Origin of the sequence: Microcoleus sp. MON2_D5 (genome assembly GCF_036701905.1) — a bacterium.
Taxonomy (GTDB): Bacteria; Cyanobacteriota; Cyanobacteriia; order Cyanobacteriales; family Microcoleaceae; genus Microcoleus.
Genome location: NZ_JAUBRM010000009.1, coordinates 37,758 through 57,162, shown reverse-complemented (window position 1 = coordinate 57,162; position 19,405 = coordinate 37,758). Strand labels below are relative to the sequence as shown.

The window sequence follows — 19,405 nt, the reverse complement described above, 5'->3', positions numbered from 1 at the left end:
TCACGGTCATACAATTAAATTTTAGCCTCGGGCTTTTACCTGTGCGAACTGGATTTGTTTTTCATGAACCGCAGAGGGCGCAGAGGGCGCAGAGGGGAGATGAGAAGAGAATAAATGAGAGGTAAAAAGGTAGGTTTATAGCCGATCGCCTATTGCGGTATAAAGTCTTTAGGTATCTGTTTTCGACACAATTGTAAAACTCCCGATTTTCCAAGGCTCTATCTTAAATCCTCCTCCTTCCGACAACTTTTCCGACAAATTGCCCGGTCGTTCTAACAAATCTACTGGCCCTACAATTTCTAATCCCCAATCACTATTCAATTCTAGCACAGCCTCTTTACCCTCGGATTCGCAACAGCGCAAAATCCACACATTAGAATCGTCTTCCGACTGTTTAAACGCCATCAAAACTAAATTGTCCGCCGACAAATCCAAGAATTTACCAACTGCGGGTAAACTCTTGTTTCGATTTTCTCCCAACTGTGGCAACACCTTTACTAGCAGCGGCAAATTCAACTCATAGCCGCGCCGAACTGTGCCGGCCTCTTGCCAATTTCCAGCATGGGGATACACTGCACAAGTAAATTCGGAAACTCCTACATCTGCTTGTTCATCCGGCCAAGTCGAACCCCGAAGCAAAGTCAGCCGAATTTGATTCGGTTGAAGGTCGCAACCGTATTTGCAATCATTGAGCAAACTGACTCCAAAACCGTCATTGCTGATATCAGTCCAGCGCAAAATCGGCACTTCCCATTTGGCTTTTTCGGCTGGTGTTTGCGGTTTAGTTGTGCGTGCGATCGCACCACCGGGAATTTCGCAAGTTGCAAAATCTGCTTCTACATTTAAGCCAAAGGCTGCTTTTACTAAAACGTGCTTTTCTTGCCAATCTGCAACTGTCTTGATTTTCAGCAGGGGCGAACCTATTTCTACTATATAATCTTGGCAAAACTCCGATTTGCCAATTTGTCGGACTACGCGCAAACTCTGCCGTATTTCTCCCTGTGCTATCCAGGAAATATCTTTCAGTATCGGCGCGGGTAGTTGATGTTGTTCATAATTTGGGTCTATGTTCCAAGCATCCCAATATTGGCCGCTGTCTTGAAATGCTTGCAGTTGATTGCCGCCTGCTGCATTCAGGACTTCTCGGTTATTTACTTTATCCCAAACGCTGGATAAATCCCCGGTTTGTCCGTCTACTGTTGCCCGAATAAATTCATTTTCTAATACCATTTCTGCGGCTACAAAAGGCGTTTCTTGACTAACTGTGTTTTTTTGTGCTATACCGTATGTAAGTTTTGATAACTCTGTCTTTTTTTCAGTTTCTGGACTCGCGGACGCATTATCCACAGCTTGAGCGTCTTCGCGACACAGCCAAAACACCTGGTAGCCAACGGCAGGGAGATTATTTGCCCAGAATAACAGTGTAGATTGCGATTGCGGTCGATCGCCCCTGAGAATCTGTGAAGCCAATCGCCGTCGGGAAAAATCGTAAATTTGCCAAGCTGAGTCAGCGGAATCGGGAAGCGGTACAGCGACAACCTCAGAGCGCGACCAATTGAGAGTATTGAAAATCAAAATCGGTTGAGCGTCGGGCTGCGGGGGATTCGGCAGAGAAATTTGAGCCGAGATTGCATCCAAAGATTTTAGCAGGATTTCGCGACAAGTGCGATCGACCTCGGCAAAGGCTAAATTAGCATCCGCATAAACTTGGGCGATCGCAGAACCGGGCAAAATATCGTGAAACTGGTTAAACAAAATTTGTTTCCAAGCAGATTCTAATTCGGATTTCGGATAAACCGCACCAGTACAAATCGTTGCCAGCGAAGACAGCAACTCTGCTTGGTAGAGCAATTCTTCGCAGCGGCGGTTTTGGCGTTTTTGGTCGGCGCGAGTCGTGTAGCAGCCTCGGTGGAATTCTAAATAAAGTTCGTCTTTCCAAACAGGGAGAGTGGGGGGAATAGTTTTGAGTTGTGAGATGGGAGGATTTGCATCCTTGATTGCCGACAAGTTTGAAAATTCTAGCGCCTGTAAATTCTCCTGGTTGTCCGATTCTGGAACATAGCTTTCGGACTTAGTTGCCGCAACTTCCGGCAAAAACTGACTCTCAATCAAAGACAAATAATCAACCGCTTTCGCAAACTCCAACTTCGGGAAAAAAGGCGACATTTTCCAGCGTTTCGCCACCTCCAACATATCACGAGTCGGGCCACCGCCGTGGTCGCCCACCCCAGGCAACCAAAGAGCATCTTGCAAACCAGTCTTAACTTGCCAGTCAAAAGCATAACTTGCCATTTTTACAGATTCTATGCTTTCACCAATTGGAGCAGACATCATGCTAAATATTTTAGTACCGTCCAACCCTTCCCACCAAAATGCACCGTGGGGAAATTCCGTTGTATCGTTCCAACGCAACTTTTGCGTCACAAAATAATCAACTCCACCTTGCCGCAAAATCTGAGGTAATTGCCACCCAAAACCGAAAGTATCCGGTAGCCAAGCTACCCGCATCAATTCCCCAAATTTTTCTTTTGCATAACGCTGTCCGTAAAAAACTTGCCGCACCATTGATTCAGCGGAAATCAAGTTTAAATCCGGTTCTACCCACATCCCGCCGACAACTTCCCAACAATTCGCCGCCACCTGTTTTTTAATCGCAGCGAATAAGTCCGGCCGATGTTCTTCCATCCAAGCATAAAGGGCCGGAGTTGAATGGCAGAAAATCAAATCGGGAAACTCCGATTGTAATTTCAATACCGACTCAAAAGTTCGCTTTGCCGCTTGCCAAGTTTCCGGGACAGGCCACAGCCAAGCTAAGTCTAAATGAGCGTGACCCACCAAATAGATTTTACCTGTATATATAGATGCCAGCTCGCCGCTTTCTCCTATATATATAGATGTAGAATTGCTATTCTCTCTAACCTCAAAAACCTCATCTTTTCTTCCTCCCTCTGCGCCCTCTGCGCCCTCTGCGGTTCCCTCATCTAAATCCCCAGAAAAAGCCCGTATATATCCCAGTAAATTGTGCCGCAAAACAGACAGCGATCGATCGAACTTTCCGCGATCGCCCACGACCGACCAATCAATCAAATCCATCGCCAAATCAATCTCAGATTTCAGCGTTTCCCCCTTGACAAACATGGGGCGATTTGCTAGTGTTTCAGTGGAGAGGTATTGGGAATTTACATTTTCTAAATTTCGAGTTAGCGAATTTTGCAAAATCTCTAATTCGGCAGCCACAAAACCCGGATCGATACAAGAAGAGTCAGCAGCTTCGTACAAACAAATCGATCGCACTAAAGCACCGTTATCGTGACCCGGACTTACCAACCGCAAAATAACTAAAAATTCATCTCCGGGATTGGCCGACGAACTCAACAAAACTCGATCGGCAAAATCAAATAAATCTCCCTGTCCGACTAACTCGCCGTTCACAAAAATTTGAGCATCTTCTGCCCACCAAGTCAAGCCCAGCAGCAACCGCAAACCAGCCACAGGATAGCCGTGCAAATTGTCAGGAATTACAAATTGCTGGCCCAAATACAAAACTTGCTTCCCAGACGGCCAAGCAATATGTCCTTTGCCGTTAAGTTCAGCAACAGGGCTGTTACAAATATTTACCGAAGAGACAGCCGAGTCAGAATCGCAGTACCTCCAACCAGACTGAACCTCCACTTGACTGAGGCGGCGCAACTTCTCGACAGTGGCAGAAATATTGTTGCTAGCAGGTGACACAGAAGCGCTCATATTTCGCTAAAATAGGAATTGTGTATTAATCAAAAATCGGATTGAACTCACATCTTGCACTATTCTCAAGAACAGGCAAGATGCCTGTTCCACAAAGAGTGAATTTTCTTGTGGGGTGGGCATCCTGCCCGCCAGTAAAAGGCTTATTGACATTGGTGCAATATCTTATATCGAACCGCGAAGACGCGAAGGACGCGAAGAAATAAAGGTTTCAGAGGGTTTGAAGCTTCGATTAAGATATCGCTTTGATTTTACAGCAATATTCAGCAATTCCGGCGCGAATCAAAAATCTGAATTCAAGAATAAAAATTATGTCCAACGGTTACTACGGCCCATACCAAAGCCGACTATTAAATTTTATATCGAAACAGTCCCGCCAAGTCGCTGACAATTGCGATCGAACTTGGCGTCAAATTAAAGAAGCAACTCTCACCGCCACCCAAATCCTGCTTTATCCAGCTTATTTGCTGGTGCAAAGTTCCCGACTGCTAGGCCGACAGTTGCGGGAATCAAGTCAAAAAGTAGATTTACCGGAACTGCAAGAATTTGGCGGCGACGAAAATCCCGATGGGCAACAAAATTGGTATCAGGGGGAAACTTCCGACGAAAGTTCGATAGCCGAAATTTTGCACCTCGCCGAAAATTTACTAAACTCGTCGCAAACCGCGAAAACTTTAGCCACCTTCCCGCTGTTAATTAATCAGGGAAATACTGCTAACAATTTACATCCGGCAATCAATTTTAGCGGACAAATCACAAAGCATCAAACCACTTCCGTCTTAGAACTCCCGCTTGCTAAAACTGGATTAAAACCGCAACCGAAAGTTGAGGGAATTGCCAGTTTTATCCCAGCCCGCACTTTAGTATTGGTCGGAAAAGAAAATCAGATTTTAGATATTTTGACACCCGAACAGCAGGAACTGCTGGAAGGTCGCATAACTTGGGAAGTAGCAAACTGCGGGCCCGAACGGCGGGAAATTACCCAAAAAGAATTAAAATTTAATCTCGGTTTGGAGTCGGCGGCCAAAAAAGCGCAGTTGCCGCCGGTGCGTCGTTTTTGGGAATTGATGGCCTGGCTTCAGACGAGCCCGGTTGCCCTCAAAAGAAATCAGTTTGGAGAATCCATCCTCGCAGTTAAAAAATCGATCGACCGCAATTCAATCCTAGTCCAAAAAGCCCGCGCCCAGATCGAAGCAAAAACCGCACAGCAGTCAATTGCGGCATCGAATTCGATCGACCACAATACCCCACAACTAGAAACTAATTTTAACAGCAAGTTCGAGCCTCGACCCTCTAATCCTCTCTCCTTTGTTACATTACTCGATCGCGCCGCCGTCAACCTGGAAGAATTTACCCTACCGCCATCGGTAAAAACAATCGCCGCACCCACAGAAAACCTCGGAGTAAAAATTGACACATCCGGCACCGAAACCAATTTAGATTTTTCCGCGCGCGACATCCTCGAAAAATACGCTCGAAACATCGAACAAGTCATTTGGTCGTCGGTAGACCACCTTTTGGGCAAAGAAACGGCTGCCAGCGATAATACGGAGAAGTCCGTCGCAATTCAGTATTATTTGAAACAGCGACAAGAACAAGAAAACACGCAAAAAAGCCCAGAGGTCGATCGACCGTGGCTGAACTGGCAAGACTTATTCGGGGAAGCAGCACCGCAGCATTTAACCGACGGAAGTTCCGAACCCCATGCAGCAGCACAAAGCAGCGCCAAAGTCAAGGATAAAATAGCAGAATTAGGAGAATTGGCAGAAGGTCGATTGACCGCAGTCTCAATATCCCCTTACCCCGAAGCACTTCACAGCCTGCTGGGGCAGCTAAAACAGAGCTTGCTGACAAAAAGCTCAAAAAGTCAACCCCAAACAGCATCTGATTTATCTGATTTAGCAGTTACTCAAAAAAATAGCTCTGCACTCGCAGCAGAATCAACCCCAGGGCGCGCGCCGGAAACCCAAGTGCCAAAAAACACAAACCCGAACACCGCACAAAACAACCAATCCCCAGCAGCAATCACCGCGCAAACTAGCAGATACACCGCCGCAACCCCCGCCGCAGCCGAACCAAAAAATCCCAGTGCAGGCGTCCCATCCGAGGGAGACTACTTAGAAACAAAAGCAGAATCGATGGGATACATTAAGCACCCCCTAGAACAAGTGCTCGAATGGCTCGATCGAGTTATGCTGCGGCTAGAAAACATCGCCGAGCAACTCTGGAATTGGGCAAAAATCAACTTGCCCAAAATCCTCCAAAGCAAAGATAAAATTGACTAATCTTTAGCTTATGATAAAAAAGTTGCTGCAACAGCAGCAAATCAGCTCAGTATTATGCCATCTTTGGAGACTCCCACAGTGCTAACCCTCAAAATCGTAGTTAATGTAGTTGTTTTATTTTTTGTTTCCCTGTTCATATTTGGATTTTTGTCCAATGACCCGGCCCGGAACCCCAACCGCAGAGACATGGAATAAACAAGTTATCCCGCCCGGTGGCTGGGGGGTACGCCACCGCAGCCGCCCAGCCAGCCCGCAAACTCGCAAAAATTAGTCGAAAAAAACTTGACCTCGCACCAGCAGCGAGGTTATCTTGTGGCGGAAGCAAGTTCTGAAAGCAGCCATATTCCGGCGCGCCAAAGCCACTGCAAATTTTAGATGTCAGATTAATGTCTAAACAGTTGCCTTTTAGATGCAAAAATTTTCAATAATTTGCACCCTATAAAATCTAAAATCTAAAATCTAAAATCGGATGACTTACCTGTTGTAACTATGCCCTATCCGGTACCGCCGCCAGAACCTCCTGGCATCATCTACATCGCAAAGCCAAAAAAAGTCGCCCTCACTGTCGCGGCCGCCGATGGAGACACCCGCAGCAACCCCACAGAAATACCGGAACCAAGCCCAGATATTGTTGAGCCAGAACCCACACCAGCCCCAGCAGAACCAGCAGCCACACTCCTCGGCACTACCCCAGCCACCGACCAGCCTCCAGAAATCGCCGACCCCCTAGCAGCAGTGGAAAGCGGCGAGGCAGTGGTGGGATTTCAGCGTCGGCCTCCTGTGGGAGAACCCGAAAGTGCGGAAACTCCGAAAGATTCCTCGTTTACTGCTTACCAATTGGGTTCGGTAGAAAATGCCCTTGCCATTCGCAATCGAAAACGAACCGCAGAGGCGCAGAAACAACAGGAGAGGAATCTTGGCGGAAAGCAGGAAAGTTGGTATCAGGCCCAAGGTCGGCAGTTAGAAGATAACCCTCCCGAACCTGCAGAGATTCCCGTTCCAGAACCAGCACCCAGCGGGCAACAGCAGTTCGACATTCCCACACCAGGAACTGCCCCCGCACCCAGAACACCCGCTGCGCCGACACCGAAGCCTAAACCAGCCGCGCCGCCGGGAGTCCGCACCGCCCCTTCTCAGCGGACGGTGCCTTTTCCGGTGACTCCGGCCGATACTATTGAAGTTAAGGCCGACAGCCAAGAATTCGACGACAAGCAGCAAATTGTGACGGCGGTTGGTAATGTCGTTGTGCGGTTCCGGCAAACTGTGATTGATGCCGATCGAGCGATCGTCAACTTAGTCACGCGCCAAGTGGTAGCCTCCGGCAATGTCGCCTATACCCGGGGTCAACAAGTAGTGCGCGGCCAGCGGATGGAGTTCAATCTGGGCCTCAACAGCGGCGCAGTCGAACAAGCAAGTGGCGAAATATTCCTGCCTGCAGCAGGTAGCGAATTGACCCCCACACTGCCGACCGATATCAGTGCTGGGACAATTCTCGAACAGCCGCTGAGCGATCGAATTACCAGCCAGCAGCCCGTGCGCGGCGTCAAATCCCCCGGAGCTGCTACAGTGACTATCGGTGGCGGCGGACAGCTAGCAGCCCCCCAAGTGGTCGGCGCGGTCAACCGCGTCCGCTTTGAAGCAGAACGCATCGAACTGCTGCCAGACGGCGCGAGGGTAGCAACCAACATTCGGATTACTAACGACCCGTTTTCCCCGCCGGAATTTGAATACAGGGCCCGCACGGCGACGATTAGAAGGATTTCGCCCACGGCAGAGGAATTAGTCACAACTAAACCCCGCTTGGTGTTCGACAACCGGGTGAAAATACCCGTGTATCCCCGCAGACAAGTGTTTGACAGCCGGCAGCAGAGCGGCCCGTGTTTGACTTTTGGTTACGACGGGGGCGAAAGAGGCGGTTTGTATGCCGAGTGCGGTTTTGAGGTGTTGCAAAACGGGCCGGTGCGGCTGACTCTGACGCCGCAAATTTACCTTCAGCGGATTGTGGCAGAGCACGGTGGCAATCCGTTTTTTCCCGACAGCTACGGGCTCAGAGCGAGGTTGGGCGCCTCTCTGGGCCCGCGCACCAGGCTCGACGGATCGGCAATATTTCTGAGTTTTGAAAATTTCCCGAACTTGCCGGAAGACAGCTTTCGGGGCAATTTGCGCCTGCGGCAGTTGATCGGCACTCACTCTCTGGCAGCAGAATACAGTTATCGCGATCGGCTGTTTAACGGTTCTCTGGGCTATCAAACCGTGCAGAGCAGCCTCGGGGCAGTCCTCACTTCCCCAGTCATCCAACTCGGAGGCACTGGCATCAATCTCAGCTACCAAGCTGGATATCAATTTATCAATGCTGACACCGATCGACCAGACTTGCTCGAACCAGTGCGGGAAAACAACCGCGTCGATCTGGGGCGTTCCCAACTTAGCTTCGCCTTGAGCCGCGGCTTCAACTTGTGGGAGGGCGAACCCCTGCCCCGCACTCCCACCCAGGGTTTGAGGTATACGCGGACGCCGGTGGTTCCTTTCTTGCAACTGGCATTGGGACTCCGGGGAGTTGGCACTTATTACAGCAGTGGCGATCGACAAAATTCGCTCGCTGGCAGCGTCGGCATTCAAGGGCAGTTCGGTCATTTCTCCCGCCCTTTCCTCGATTACACTGGGTTTAACGTGACTTATACCCAGGTGGGGCGCGACGGTATCTCGCCGTTTTTATTCGATCGCTTAGTAGATTTGAGAGTCCTGTCTTTTGGGCTTGTCCAGCAAGTTTACGGAGGCTTTCGAGTTGGATTTCAAAGTGGTATTAATTTAGAAAGCGGGGAAACAATCAGTACGAATTACACTTTAGAATACAGTCGCCGCAGCTACGCAATCATTTTGCGTTTTAATCCTGAGCGTCAAGTTGGCAGCCTGACTTTTAGAATTAGCGACTTCAACTGGAATGGGACTCCCCAACCTTTTTCCGGGGACGCGCGAACTGTAGAAGGAGGCGTGCGTTTATCCGATTAATTCAATTGGCTAATAGGGCATTGGTGATTGGGCATGGGGAATTGGTAATGGGGAAGTGATAATAGGTAATAGGTAATGGGGAATTGGTAATTGGATAATTGGAACCAAAAGACAACAGTCAACAGATAACAGTCAACAGTCAACAGATAACAGATAACAGACAACAGTCAACAGACAACAGTCAACAGTCAACAGACAACAAATGACAGAAGTGACGGCAATATCTGCACAAGCAGCGGCTCTGCTGGTTCACTACGGTTTTGACCTAGGTGGCAAAAAAGCCGAGAAATTGGCGGGTGAATGGCTGACCAAGTATCCCGGCTATTGGCTGCGTTTAGCAGTGGTTGAAGCGCTTTATCAAGGGCGCTACAAGGCTGTTTCTGTGGAACAGCTATTGAGTATGTGGCACCGGATAGGTCAACCTCTCTATCATTTCAATCGCGAGTTTGAACGCTTGGTATGCAATAATTTTCCTCAAAATTTAACCGGGGAAAGTGCTGCTCAACTGTCACCGGAAGATATACTTTTATCGAACCCGGAATCGGAAGTAACTGCCGCAGATTTAGATTGGCATGGGCCCTCAGAGGCGCAACTTGATGTGGCGCTTCATGAAAAAGTCCCAAACACAGAGGCAGAGGAAACAGGAAAATTACCTGCAGCCGACGATCGCACAAAAGAAAATACAGAATTTGTAGTATATGAAGATGTGGCTGTTACCGCCCTCGCCGATCGAGCCGAAGCTGAGCACAAATTACCGGACAAACCTGTGGCAAAATCATTCCCAGTTGTCAAACACACTGATTTTCATACTAAGTTAAAAGCGATTGCCCGAGAAGGCAGAAGAAAGAAGGGAGAAAGCAGAAATAGGGTGTAAACTTTGAGAACTAGATAGTTATTTGTCACTCTTCACTTTTGGGACTTCCTCCCATCCGAATTTCCGAACAAAAAGAAGCTTGTTCAGTACCGTTAGCTTGCTTAACAACGCTAGTCCGCAACCGCAGGTTGGGCATGAGATACCACAGCCTTTCTTCGGCATGGAGGGTGTCTGATTCTGTAATCAATGTCAGCACGTCGTCGCCCATCACGTAGCGGCCCTTACCCTTGTCTTGCAACACTTTGCCTTCGCTGGGATTGTCGGGATTTGGTACGATCGCTAGTATGGTAGAACCGATTTGTTTAGCTTTGTCGCGATCGGGAATACCGTCCCAACTAATCCGAACGCTGGTTAGCCCAGTTGAAGCCGGGTTAATCGAGTGTTGTTGGCAAAGTTTGACGACTGCTGCATCGCTAGCTGTCAGTATTTCTATTTTGAGGTCGGATTTACCTGCCTGCAATTCCCCAGAATTGAGATTGTGTACGGTACGCTGAGAAAACCATTTGCCTGCACTTAACTCGAAAAACTCGATAACATCCATGAAATTTGTCTCTAAAGTCAATACTGCTTTATTTGCGATCGTGACTTGCGCGCTATGGAGTCAGAAACCCGGTTTCTTCCTACGTACCTAGCGGTCAAACCAATGATTTTGTTTAGAAATCCGGTTTAAGAGTGCAAGTCCTTTTCTATATTTTAGAGGAAGGGGGCGCACCTGCAAAGCTTTCTGAGAGCTTTGGGCGAAACAGATTGCAGATGCCGTTGAGGTAAAAAACCCAACCAGGGGGACATCTGCCTCGCTGATGCGGCCGACTTGACACAAAATTAGAGCATCCGCCATCATATTTCGTTATAAAAAGTCTTTTTCGCACTTTAAATAGGATTGCGATACCTGAAATTTTTTAGCTTTGACAGTGTTGATAGATCGACCATCATCGCCCAAAACCAGCTATGTTAAGAAAAACGACGATATATGTGAGCTCTTGTGGATCGATCGGTAAATTGGGCGTTGCTGAGTTGAATTATATTGGCGGCGATTTATTGTAATCGCACTGCTTGAAAATTCTCAAAGCAGACTTCGACTAAAAAATAAGCAATTCATCGAACCCTCACCAAACCGAGGACAGCAAGCCCATAGCACAGAGCATTTAAATATGTCATGCTAAGTCAAGAGAAAAGATTCTCGATCGGCTTTTCGGTAGGGTGCAGCTAGCGATCGCATACATTTAAAAAACACATCCGTAAATTTATGACCGAGTTTACACAAGGGCTGGATAAAATGCAGCCCGCAGAACAGACGCACTACCTGGGAATCCTGCCAAGTCAGCTAGCAGCGACTTCAGACTACGAAAAATTATACAGCTTACTAACAGATTACAATTTTATTAAAGCCAAGCTGTCAGCCTCGGGAGTACAGGCGCTAATAGAAGATTACGATTTAGCAACAAGTCCCAATATTATTATCTCAGACCCAAAAGCCGACCAACTCAAATTAATCCAAGAAGCAATTCGGCTGTCTGCCCACATTCTAGCCACAGATAAAACCCAACTAGCTACCCAACTAATGGCCCGCTTGATGCGCTTTGAAAGTCCAGAAATTCAAGCACTGCTAGCACAGGCCAAACACCAAACAACCCCCTGGCTGCGACCGCTAACGCCCAGCTTTACTCCTCCCGGCGGGAGATTGTTGCGTACCCTCACCGGACATACAGACTGGGTACAAGCTGTAGCAATCACCCCCGACGGCAAGCGGGCAATTTCTGCGTCCTCCGACCACACTCTCAAAATTTGGCACTTAGAAACAGGAGAAGAACTTTCCACCCTCAAAGGTCATCTTACCTACGTCAATGCTGTAGCTGTCACCCCCGACGGCACTAAAGTAATTTCCGGTTCTTGGGACAATACGATTAAAATTTGGGATTTAGAAACTGGACAAGAAATATTTACTTTTGCCGGCGATACTTTTGCCGTAGAAGCAGTAGCAGTAACTCCCGACGGCCAGCGAGTAATTTCTGGTTCTTGGGATGGCAGTATTAAAGTTTGGGATTTGACAAGCAGGGAAATAATTTTTAACTTCAAAGGTCACAGCAGTTTTGTCCAGTCCGTAGCAGTAACTCCTGATAGCAAACAGTTGATTTCCGGGTCGGGAGACAATAGCATGAAAGTCTGGAACCTAGAAACCGGAAAAGAACTTTTTACTCTCACGGGTCATGCAGACTGGGTAAAAAGTGTAGCAGTTACTCCCGACGGCGAACTAATAATTTCAGGCAGTTACGACGCCACTGTTCAAGTCTGGAGTTTGTCAGAAAGAAAGCAACTTTTTAGGTTAGGAAAACACAGCAGTTTCGTTCAAGCTGTGGCAGTCAGTCCCGACGGGAAACGAGTAATTTCGGCTTCCGGCGACAAAACGCTGAAAGTTTGGAATTTGGAAACAAAAGAAGAACTTTTCACTTTTACCAATCACATCGCCCCCGTGAATGCTGTGGCTGTTACCCCCGACGGCCAGCGGATAGTTTCTGGTTCCTCAGACAAAACTCTCAAAGTTTGGCACTTAGAAATAGGCCAAGAAAATTTATCATTGGCAGGTCACGATGACTGGGTAAATGCTGTAGCAGTGACGGCGGACGGTACGAAAGCGATTTCCGGTTCAGGAGACAACCGGATTAAAGTCTGGAATCTTGAAAACGGACAAGAAATTTGTACTATTCCCGGTCATAAAGATTGGGTAAAAGCGATCGCAATAACACCGGATAGCAAGCGAATAGTTTCGGGTTCCGGCGACAAAACTGTGAAAGTTTGGGATCTAGAAACCGAACAGGAAATCTTTACTTTCACGGGTCATACAGACTGGGTGAATTCTGTGGCAGTGACGGCAGACGGCACGATGGCGATTTCTGGTTCGGGAGACAAAACTATTAAAGTTTGGAGTTTAGAAACAGGAGAGGAACTTTTTACTTTTTCCGGTCATGAGGACGCGATAAAAGCTGTGGCAGTTACTCCCGACAGCAAGCGGATTATTTCGGCATCCGGCGACAAAACTCTGAAAGTTTGGAGTTTGGGGAAAGAAAAGAATATTTTGGCAATTTTATGGAATTTAGCCGTCAAAAATCTACTTTTCACTCTCAAAGGTCACGAGAGTTTTGTGAATACTGTGGCAGTGACGGCGGATGGCAAATTGGCAATTTCGGCCGGGCGGGAACCCAATTTGAAAGTTTGGGATTTGTCCAGTAGAAAAGAAGTTTTTACATTGGCAGGTCATGAGGATGCGGTAACGTCTGTGGCGACTATGGGAACAAAGGCAATTTCTGTTTCCGACGATAATACTCTCAAAGTTTGGGATTTGTTAAGTCGAAAAGTAATTGCTAGTTTCAGGGGAGATAGTGCTTTGAAAGCTTGCGCTATTGCACCTGATGGGGTGACAATCGTAGTGGCGGAAGCTTCGGGACAGGTGCATTTTTTGAGGTTAGAAGAGGGGAAATAGTCATTAGTCATTAGTCATTAGTTATTATGCCGATCGCACTTTTGCTAAAATTTAAAAGTGCGATCGCTCTTTTCCCCCATCTATAGCAGTTCTCAATAAAGTGAGGTATGCCCTATGCCCTATGCCCTATGCCCTATGCCCTAGATCCGAGAGAACCTCATGTTACTGAGAAAGGCTATAGTTTACAATTGTTCCGGGTCAATTCCCATCGATCGCAGTCTTTCTGCTAGCACAGCAGCCCGCTGTTCGGCTTGTTCTGCACGCTGTTCGGCTTGTTCTGCCCGCTGTTGCGCTTGTTCCAAGCTGCGAGAAACCTCCTCATAACTTGCAAACGGTTCGCCGTCAGGGCGATAAATTTGTAACTCTTCACCCGACAAATCAAAGCGAATTCCCAGTCGGGGACTGACCCAATTTTCGATCACATCAATTACGTCGAAACGCCCCTGTGAACGCATCCAACCGCTGAAATCGTTGCGTTCCGGGTCGTACAGGTAATATTCCTCTACCCCGTGGCGATCGTAAAATACCTGTTTTTTATTCATTTCTGTTAGCCTGTTACCGGGAGAAAGAATTTCAAACACTACTTGCGGCGCGATATTTTCTTCTTCCCACTGCTTGTAAGAACCCCTATCTCCTTTCGGTCTGCCCAAGACTACCATCACATCCGGGCCGACGCGAATCTTGTTATCTCCTTCGACGGGATACCACAGCAAATCCCCCGCGACAAATACATTCGGGTCATCGGCAAATAGCCACGCTAAATTTTGTTGGATGATGAGTATCCAGCGAAATTGTTTAGTATTGTCAGACATTGGTTGACCGTCGCTGTCGGGGTAAATTACATCAGGTTTTTGAGGGGACTTGAGTTGAGTTACCATAACTGTTGTCCGGGGTTAGGGACTGTTTAATTTAATTTAAGCTGTTTCGGAAAGGTGAAAAGTGCGATCGACCTTTCTCAATACAATAACCTATTCCTCTTTCTCTTTTATCTCTCTCTCTTCTCTTCCTCTGCGCCCTCTGCGCCCTCTGCGGTTCATTAAAAAAAATCTTACTCAGCATCGAAAATAGGGCGGACACCGCCCGCCCTAGAAAACTACTTCCTCAGCAACTTCACCCCGCGAATCGAATAATCCAAAAGCTCAATTGGGTGCATTAAAGTAACTTCCTTTCCCTGCAACTCCAAATGCTTCTTAATTTGCAAAGAACAACCCGGATTAGAAGAAGCAATCAACTCCGCCCCAGTATTCAGCAAATTCTCCACCTTTTGCACTCCTAATTCATCAGCAATTTCCGGCTGAAGCATATTGTAAACCCCCGCACTCCCGCAGCACAAAGCCGCATCCACAGGTTCTTTTAACTTCACCCCCGGAATTTGTTGCAACAACTGACGCGGCTGCAAACTAATCTTTTGCCCGTGCAACAAATGACAAGCATCCTGATAAACAATTGTCAAATCTCCCTCAATCAAAGGATTGAGTTTCGCGGTAATTCCCGCACTTGCCAAAAACTCTTGCACGTCCTTAACATTAGCAGCAAATTTCTCAGCTTTCTCCCGATATTGCGGGTCATCTGCTAAAATATGACCGTATTCTTTCAAAGTATGACCGCAGCCAGCAGCGTTGATAATCACACAATCAACGCCAGTATTTTCAAAGCTATCAATCATTTGTCTCGCCAAAGCTTTCGCCTGTTCCGCTTGGCCTTGGTGTTCCGGCAAAGCAGCACAGCATCCCTGACTTTTAGGAACCACCACCTCGCAACCGTTAGCCGTCAAAACTCGCACAGTAGCCTCATTAACTGGCGAAAATAACAGCCGCTGCACGCAGCCTAAAATCATCCCGACTCGATAGCGTTTCTCCCCTTGTGCCGGAATTACCTCTGGTAAATTATCCCGGAAAGAATCGACAGTAACTTTCGGCAAAATTGATTCCATCGCCGCCAAGCGGGGAAATACTTTTTTCAGCAAGCCTGTTTTGCGGACAAGTTTTGGCAGTCCTAATTTTTGATAAATAAACAGCGGTACAAGCAAAGGCCGCAATCTGTGAGGATAAGGGAAGAGATTAAAAATCAGAGTGCGAATTACATTGTCGGAAAAAGTGCGTTCCTGATTTCTGGCAACTTGGTGGCGAGTTGCGGAAATTAATTTGTCGTATTGAACTCCAGAAGGGCAAGTTGTAACGCAGGCCAAACAGCCCAAACAAGTATCGAAATGCTGTGAGGTTGCTTCGTTTAAAGGTGCCTCGCCTTCGTTAATTGCATCCATTAAATAAATGCGGCCTCTAGGCGAATCCATTTCTTTGCCAAGTACGCGATAACTCGGACAAGTTGACAAACAAAAGCCGCAATGTACGCAGGTATCTATTAATTTGGGATCGGGCGGATTGTTGGCGTCAAAACCTGGGATTTCGAGGGTTTCTAAATGGGGATTTTGTGCTAGAAAATTGCTTTCTTTGGCAGGTCTTAAATCGTCGCTGGGAACGTGAGATTTTTCTGAAGTTTGCATATATGGCAGAAAGAAGAGGGAAGAAGGAAGAAGGAAGAGGGAAGAAGGAAGAGGGAAGAGGGAAGAAGGAAGAAGGAAGAAGAAAAAAGGATTTAGTTATCTATGAGAGAAGTCAGAAGCAATCGACCGCTTATATTTCAGCAATTAAGAAAAGAATTTCCTAACAGTCAGGCGCGGTTGCTATTCATAGCAAGCCTAAATCCGTCAAAAAAACAAAAACTTCTCTTCATTTCTCTTCCTTCGCGGTCTTCGCGCCTTCGCGGTTCGTTAAAAAACAAATGTGGTTCACCAATAATTCAGACTCGGAATTAAAAAAAACAGAACTCCGGACTATAAAGTTTAAACTAAATATCGCTTATAAAACGATGTGGACTCAAAAGATTTTCCGGGTCAAACTGCTGTTTAATCCGGCGCATTAAATCGATCGCACTTCCAGTATAGCCCCAAACATCTAACTCTTGCTTGATGTCGGTCGGCGCTGCTAAAACAGTCAGGAAACCGCCTTTCGCTTCGCACCCCCTGCGTACCTGCAACAGCGTTGCCGCAGTCGCACCCTCAAACCGCAAAACTCCTAAACCGCTGCCTGCATGAATCAAAGCGTCCTGTACCGGCAGCTCGTTAATTGCCGCTACAGCTTCCGACGGTCTAATCCCTATTTTGCAAATAATTGCGGACTTTGTGCCAGAATTCCAGACTGTTTCTGGCAATCTTTGCCATAACTGATGCTCATCATTGCCGCCACAGATATTTGCTTGCAAACCCAACTTTTCGCCAACTTCCAGCAAGCGGGCTGATTGTTCTTTAACGCTCTCTGCGATACTTTGAAATCTTACTATCAATCCTTGGCGCTTTCCTAAACCTAATTGTGCTACTAAATCAGGTGACACCAAATCAACGGCCGTCGGAGTCAAAGCAGAAGACAATAAGATTTGAGCCGTTTGGGACAAAGCATTAGTTTCCCCTGTCAGCACTACCGTTCCCGAGGACTCAGGCAGCGGATAAACTCGGAAAGTTACTTGACTGATAACGCCTAAAGTGCCGTAAGCACCAGTAAACAGTTTCATCAAGTCGTAGCCGGCGACATTTTTAACAACTCGACCTCCGGCTACCGCAATTTTACCGTCCGATCGCACAAAGGTAATTCCCAACAGCAAATCGCGAATCCCCCGATAGCGATGCCGCAAGGAACCCGCATCAGCAGTAGCGACAATGCCACCCAAGGTTGCCTGTTGCGGATACGCTGGGTCGATCGGCAAAAATTGACCTGCTGCTGCTAAAATTTGCTGCAAATCCGCAAACTTCATCCCCGCTTCTGCAGTCACGGTTAAATCGCCCACAGCGTGCTGTACAAGTCGATTGAGGCGCGAAGTGCTGACAGCCACAAGCCCCGCTGCATCAGGAGATACCCCTAAATCCCCCTTAAAAAGACCCACTTTGACAACATCTTGCTCCCCCCTTGTTAAGGGGGGCTGGGGGGGATCGGAGTCTAATTTTACTAAACCGCCCCAATCAAGTTTGCTGCCGCTACCACAAGGCAAGACTGCACAGCGATTTTGCTGTGCCCAAGCAATGACAGCCGCCAGTTCTTCCTGAGTATTCGGGTAAACGGTACCATCTATTTTCGTGTCGGGGGCAACTGCTTTTTCTACCCGTTCTTGCCAAAATGGGTTTGTATCTTGCCAGCGACAGATGCCAGCAGTCCCAACAATACTTTCTAATTCTTGTGTGCTTACGTAATTTTCGGTAGAAAAAGATTTCATGAAGGTTATCAGACGCCCGGTAAAAAAAATTATCAAAACAGTGCCTAAAACCATTAAATATTAATACGGGCCCGATATTCAAAACATGAACAAACAAATGTCTCAAAACCGAATTTCTCTGGGAATTACCGGTCTCAACGAAGTGATTGGCGGCGGCCTAATTTCTCAACGCTCTTATCTGGTGCGCGGCGGCCCGGGTACCGGCAAGACGACACTGGGCTTTCACTTTTTGGCAGCAGGTGTGGCTGTGGGAGAAACGCCCCTGTTTATTACTTTAGGAGAACCCGAAGCGCAATTGCGGGCCAATGCGGCAAGTCTCGGTTTTGATATTGAAGCGATGGCGTTCCTGGATTTGAGCCCATCGTCAGAATTCTTTACAGAAGTTCAGACTTATGACATTTTCTCGCCCTCGGAGGTTGAGCGAGAACCGACTACACAAAAGATTATTGAGCGAGTCCAAGCTGTCAAGCCACAACGGGTGTTTTTGGACGCAATCACTCAATTTCGCTACTTAGCTGCGGATGAGTTTCAGTTTCGCAAGCAAGTTTTGTCTTTTCTGCGGTTTTTGGTGGAAGGGGGGGCGACGGTGGTGTTCACCTCCGAAGGCACATCAAGTGCTCCCGATGACGATTTGCAATTCATCAGCGACGGAGTAATTTACTTGGAACTGCGCCCTGAAGGACGCACCATGTCTGTCACCAAGCTGCGAGGCTCCAACTTCCGCAGCGGCCGCCATTCGCTGCGCCTGACTCAGGCTGGTATGGAGGTATTTCCGCGACTGCTTCCGGACAACTATCAACAGGATTTTGTTGCGGAAGCGATTTCTTCTGGGGTTCCAGAAATGGACGAACTACTGCACGGGGGACTGGAACGGGGGACTGTCACGGTGATTAGCGGGCCTAGCGGCGTTGGTAAAACGACGGTGGGGATTCAGTTTATGAAGGAAGCCGCAGGAAGGGGGGAGCGATCGGTAGTTTACATTTTTGAGGAGTCAAGTTCTACTCTGCTGCGCCGCTGCGAATCAGTTAACATCCCGGTTGGGGCGATGGTGGGGCAAGGAAGTCTTTCCGTGATACCTGTGGAACCTTTGCTGTACTCGCCGGATCAGTTTGCCTGTATGGTACGCCAGGAGGTGGAGCAGGAAAAGACGCGGATTGTGATGCTTGACAGTATTTCTGGCTATCAGCTTTCGATGCAGGGGCAAGATTTGGTGAACAATTTGCACGCTTTGTGCAAGTATCTGAAGAATATGGGAGTCACCGTTATCTTGATTAATGAGATAGAAGCCATTAGCGGAGATTTTCGGCTGACCGAGATCGGGATTAGCTATTTGGCGGATAATCTTCTGTTTATACGCTATATGGAACGCCAACTGGATAATAGGACAGAAATCCGCAAGGCGATCGGAGTAATTAAAAAACGAGTCAGCAATTTTGAGAGAACTCTGCGAGAACTCCAGATTACTCGCTACGGCATCAAAGTCAGCAAACCGATAGGGGGGCTGCGCGGCATTTTGAGTTCGGCGCCGGTGTGGATTGACGGGGGAGCAGATGAAGATTGAATCGGGATTTGTCCTGCTGTTTTGGGGCAATTGCAGCTAATTTTGAAGTCGTAAATCTACTAATTAGTAGGGGCGCACCTCACCACTAGCTTTAGTGCGCGCACCGCGCACCTCACCACTAGCCTAAGTTCTGGAAAACTTAAATATATTGGTAAATTTGTGTATTTTTCGACTTTTATAGCAGTTTTCAC

General features: G+C 47.6%; 12 protein-coding genes. 7 read left to right on the top strand and 5 right to left on the bottom strand.

The window, feature by feature from the left end:
* Positions 1-168: 168 nt before the first annotated feature.
* Positions 169-3,744 carry an alpha-mannosidase gene (locus tag QUA47_RS05245; RefSeq protein WP_333429954.1) on the bottom strand — a complete coding sequence of 1,192 codons (3,576 nt, stop codon included), beginning with the start codon at positions 3,742-3,744 and terminating at the stop codon, positions 169-171.
* A gap of 311 nt (positions 3,745-4,055) precedes the next feature.
* On the opposite strand from QUA47_RS05245, the gene QUA47_RS05240 reads away from it, so the two are divergent.
* From QUA47_RS05240 to QUA47_RS05225, 4 genes are all read left to right on the top strand, one after another.
* The gene (locus QUA47_RS05240) at positions 4,056-6,029 is read left to right on the top strand and encodes a hypothetical protein (protein ID WP_333429953.1); all 1,974 of its coding nucleotides are present in this window, start codon (positions 4,056-4,058) and stop codon (positions 6,027-6,029) included.
* A gap of 78 nt (positions 6,030-6,107) precedes the next feature.
* Positions 6,108-6,224: a photosystem II reaction center protein I gene (locus tag QUA47_RS05235; RefSeq protein ID WP_039887172.1), complete on the top strand. Its 117-nt coding sequence runs from the start codon at positions 6,108-6,110 to the stop codon at positions 6,222-6,224.
* A gap of 294 nt (positions 6,225-6,518) precedes the next feature.
* The gene (locus QUA47_RS05230) at positions 6,519-9,038 is read left to right on the top strand and encodes a DUF3769 domain-containing protein (protein ID WP_333429952.1); all 2,520 of its coding nucleotides are present in this window, start codon (positions 6,519-6,521) and stop codon (positions 9,036-9,038) included.
* 202 nt (positions 9,039-9,240) lie between these two features.
* On the top strand, positions 9,241-9,912 hold the full coding sequence (locus QUA47_RS05225; RefSeq protein ID WP_333429951.1) for a hypothetical protein: 672 nt from the start codon (positions 9,241-9,243) through the stop codon (positions 9,910-9,912).
* 25 nt (positions 9,913-9,937) lie between these two features.
* Here QUA47_RS05225 and QUA47_RS05220 read toward each other — a convergent pair whose 3' ends face one another.
* Positions 9,938-10,453 carry a phycobiliprotein lyase gene (locus QUA47_RS05220; RefSeq protein WP_333285941.1) on the bottom strand — a complete coding sequence of 172 codons (516 nt, stop codon included), beginning with the start codon at positions 10,451-10,453 and terminating at the stop codon, positions 9,938-9,940.
* A 693-nt stretch (positions 10,454-11,146) separates the two neighbouring features.
* Here QUA47_RS05220 and QUA47_RS05215 point away from each other — a divergent pair.
* A complete protein-coding gene (locus QUA47_RS05215) occupies positions 11,147-13,390 on the top strand; it encodes a beta-propeller domain-containing protein (protein ID WP_333429998.1) in 2,244 nt (747 codons plus the stop codon).
* Positions 13,391-13,572: 182 nt separating this feature from the next.
* Here the strand turns inward: QUA47_RS05215 and QUA47_RS05210 are convergent, their stop codons facing one another.
* The gene (locus QUA47_RS05210) at positions 13,573-14,268 is read right to left on the bottom strand and encodes a Uma2 family endonuclease (protein ID WP_333429950.1); all 696 of its coding nucleotides are present in this window, start codon (positions 14,266-14,268) and stop codon (positions 13,573-13,575) included.
* A 215-nt stretch (positions 14,269-14,483) separates the two neighbouring features.
* Positions 14,484-15,893 carry a heterodisulfide reductase-related iron-sulfur binding cluster gene (locus QUA47_RS05205; protein ID WP_333429949.1) on the bottom strand — a complete coding sequence of 470 codons (1,410 nt, stop codon included), beginning with the start codon at positions 15,891-15,893 and terminating at the stop codon, positions 14,484-14,486.
* Between the two features lie 2 nt (positions 15,894-15,895).
* Between QUA47_RS05205 and QUA47_RS05200 the strand changes: the two genes are divergently transcribed.
* A complete protein-coding gene (locus tag QUA47_RS05200) occupies positions 15,896-16,057 on the top strand; it encodes a hypothetical protein (protein WP_333429948.1) in 162 nt (53 codons plus the stop codon).
* A 180-nt stretch (positions 16,058-16,237) separates the two neighbouring features.
* Here the strand turns inward: QUA47_RS05200 and QUA47_RS05195 are convergent, their stop codons facing one another.
* Positions 16,238-17,653, bottom strand: a complete 1,416-nt coding sequence (locus QUA47_RS05195) for an FAD-binding oxidoreductase (RefSeq protein ID WP_333429947.1) — start codon at positions 17,651-17,653, stop codon at positions 16,238-16,240.
* A gap of 97 nt (positions 17,654-17,750) precedes the next feature.
* On the opposite strand from QUA47_RS05195, the gene QUA47_RS05190 reads away from it, so the two are divergent.
* Positions 17,751-19,214 (top strand): ATPase domain-containing protein, encoded by a 1,464-nt coding sequence (locus QUA47_RS05190; RefSeq protein WP_333406552.1) that lies wholly within the window; start codon positions 17,751-17,753, stop codon positions 19,212-19,214.
* Positions 19,215-19,405: the final 191 nt, after the last annotated feature.

Coding starts and splice junctions, on each gene's coding strand:
- QUA47_RS05245 (WP_333429954.1), bottom strand. CDS start 3,744: ATGAGCGCTTCTGTGTCACCTGCTAGCAACAATATTTCTGCCACTGTC.
- QUA47_RS05240 (WP_333429953.1), top strand. CDS start 4,056: ATGTCCAACGGTTACTACGGCCCATACCAAAGCCGACTATTAAATTTT.
- QUA47_RS05230 (WP_333429952.1), top strand. CDS start 6,519: ATGCCCTATCCGGTACCGCCGCCAGAACCTCCTGGCATCATCTACATC.
- QUA47_RS05225 (WP_333429951.1), top strand. CDS start 9,241: ATGACAGAAGTGACGGCAATATCTGCACAAGCAGCGGCTCTGCTGGTT.
- QUA47_RS05220 (WP_333285941.1), bottom strand. CDS start 10,453: ATGGATGTTATCGAGTTTTTCGAGTTAAGTGCAGGCAAATGGTTTTCT.
- QUA47_RS05210 (WP_333429950.1), bottom strand. CDS start 14,268: ATGGTAACTCAACTCAAGTCCCCTCAAAAACCTGATGTAATTTACCCC.
- QUA47_RS05205 (WP_333429949.1), bottom strand. CDS start 15,893: ATGCAAACTTCAGAAAAATCTCACGTTCCCAGCGACGATTTAAGACCT.
- QUA47_RS05200 (WP_333429948.1), top strand. CDS start 15,896: ATGGCAGAAAGAAGAGGGAAGAAGGAAGAAGGAAGAGGGAAGAAGGAA.
- QUA47_RS05195 (WP_333429947.1), bottom strand. CDS start 17,653: ATGAAATCTTTTTCTACCGAAAATTACGTAAGCACACAAGAATTAGAA.
- QUA47_RS05190 (WP_333406552.1), top strand. CDS start 17,751: ATGTCTCAAAACCGAATTTCTCTGGGAATTACCGGTCTCAACGAAGTG.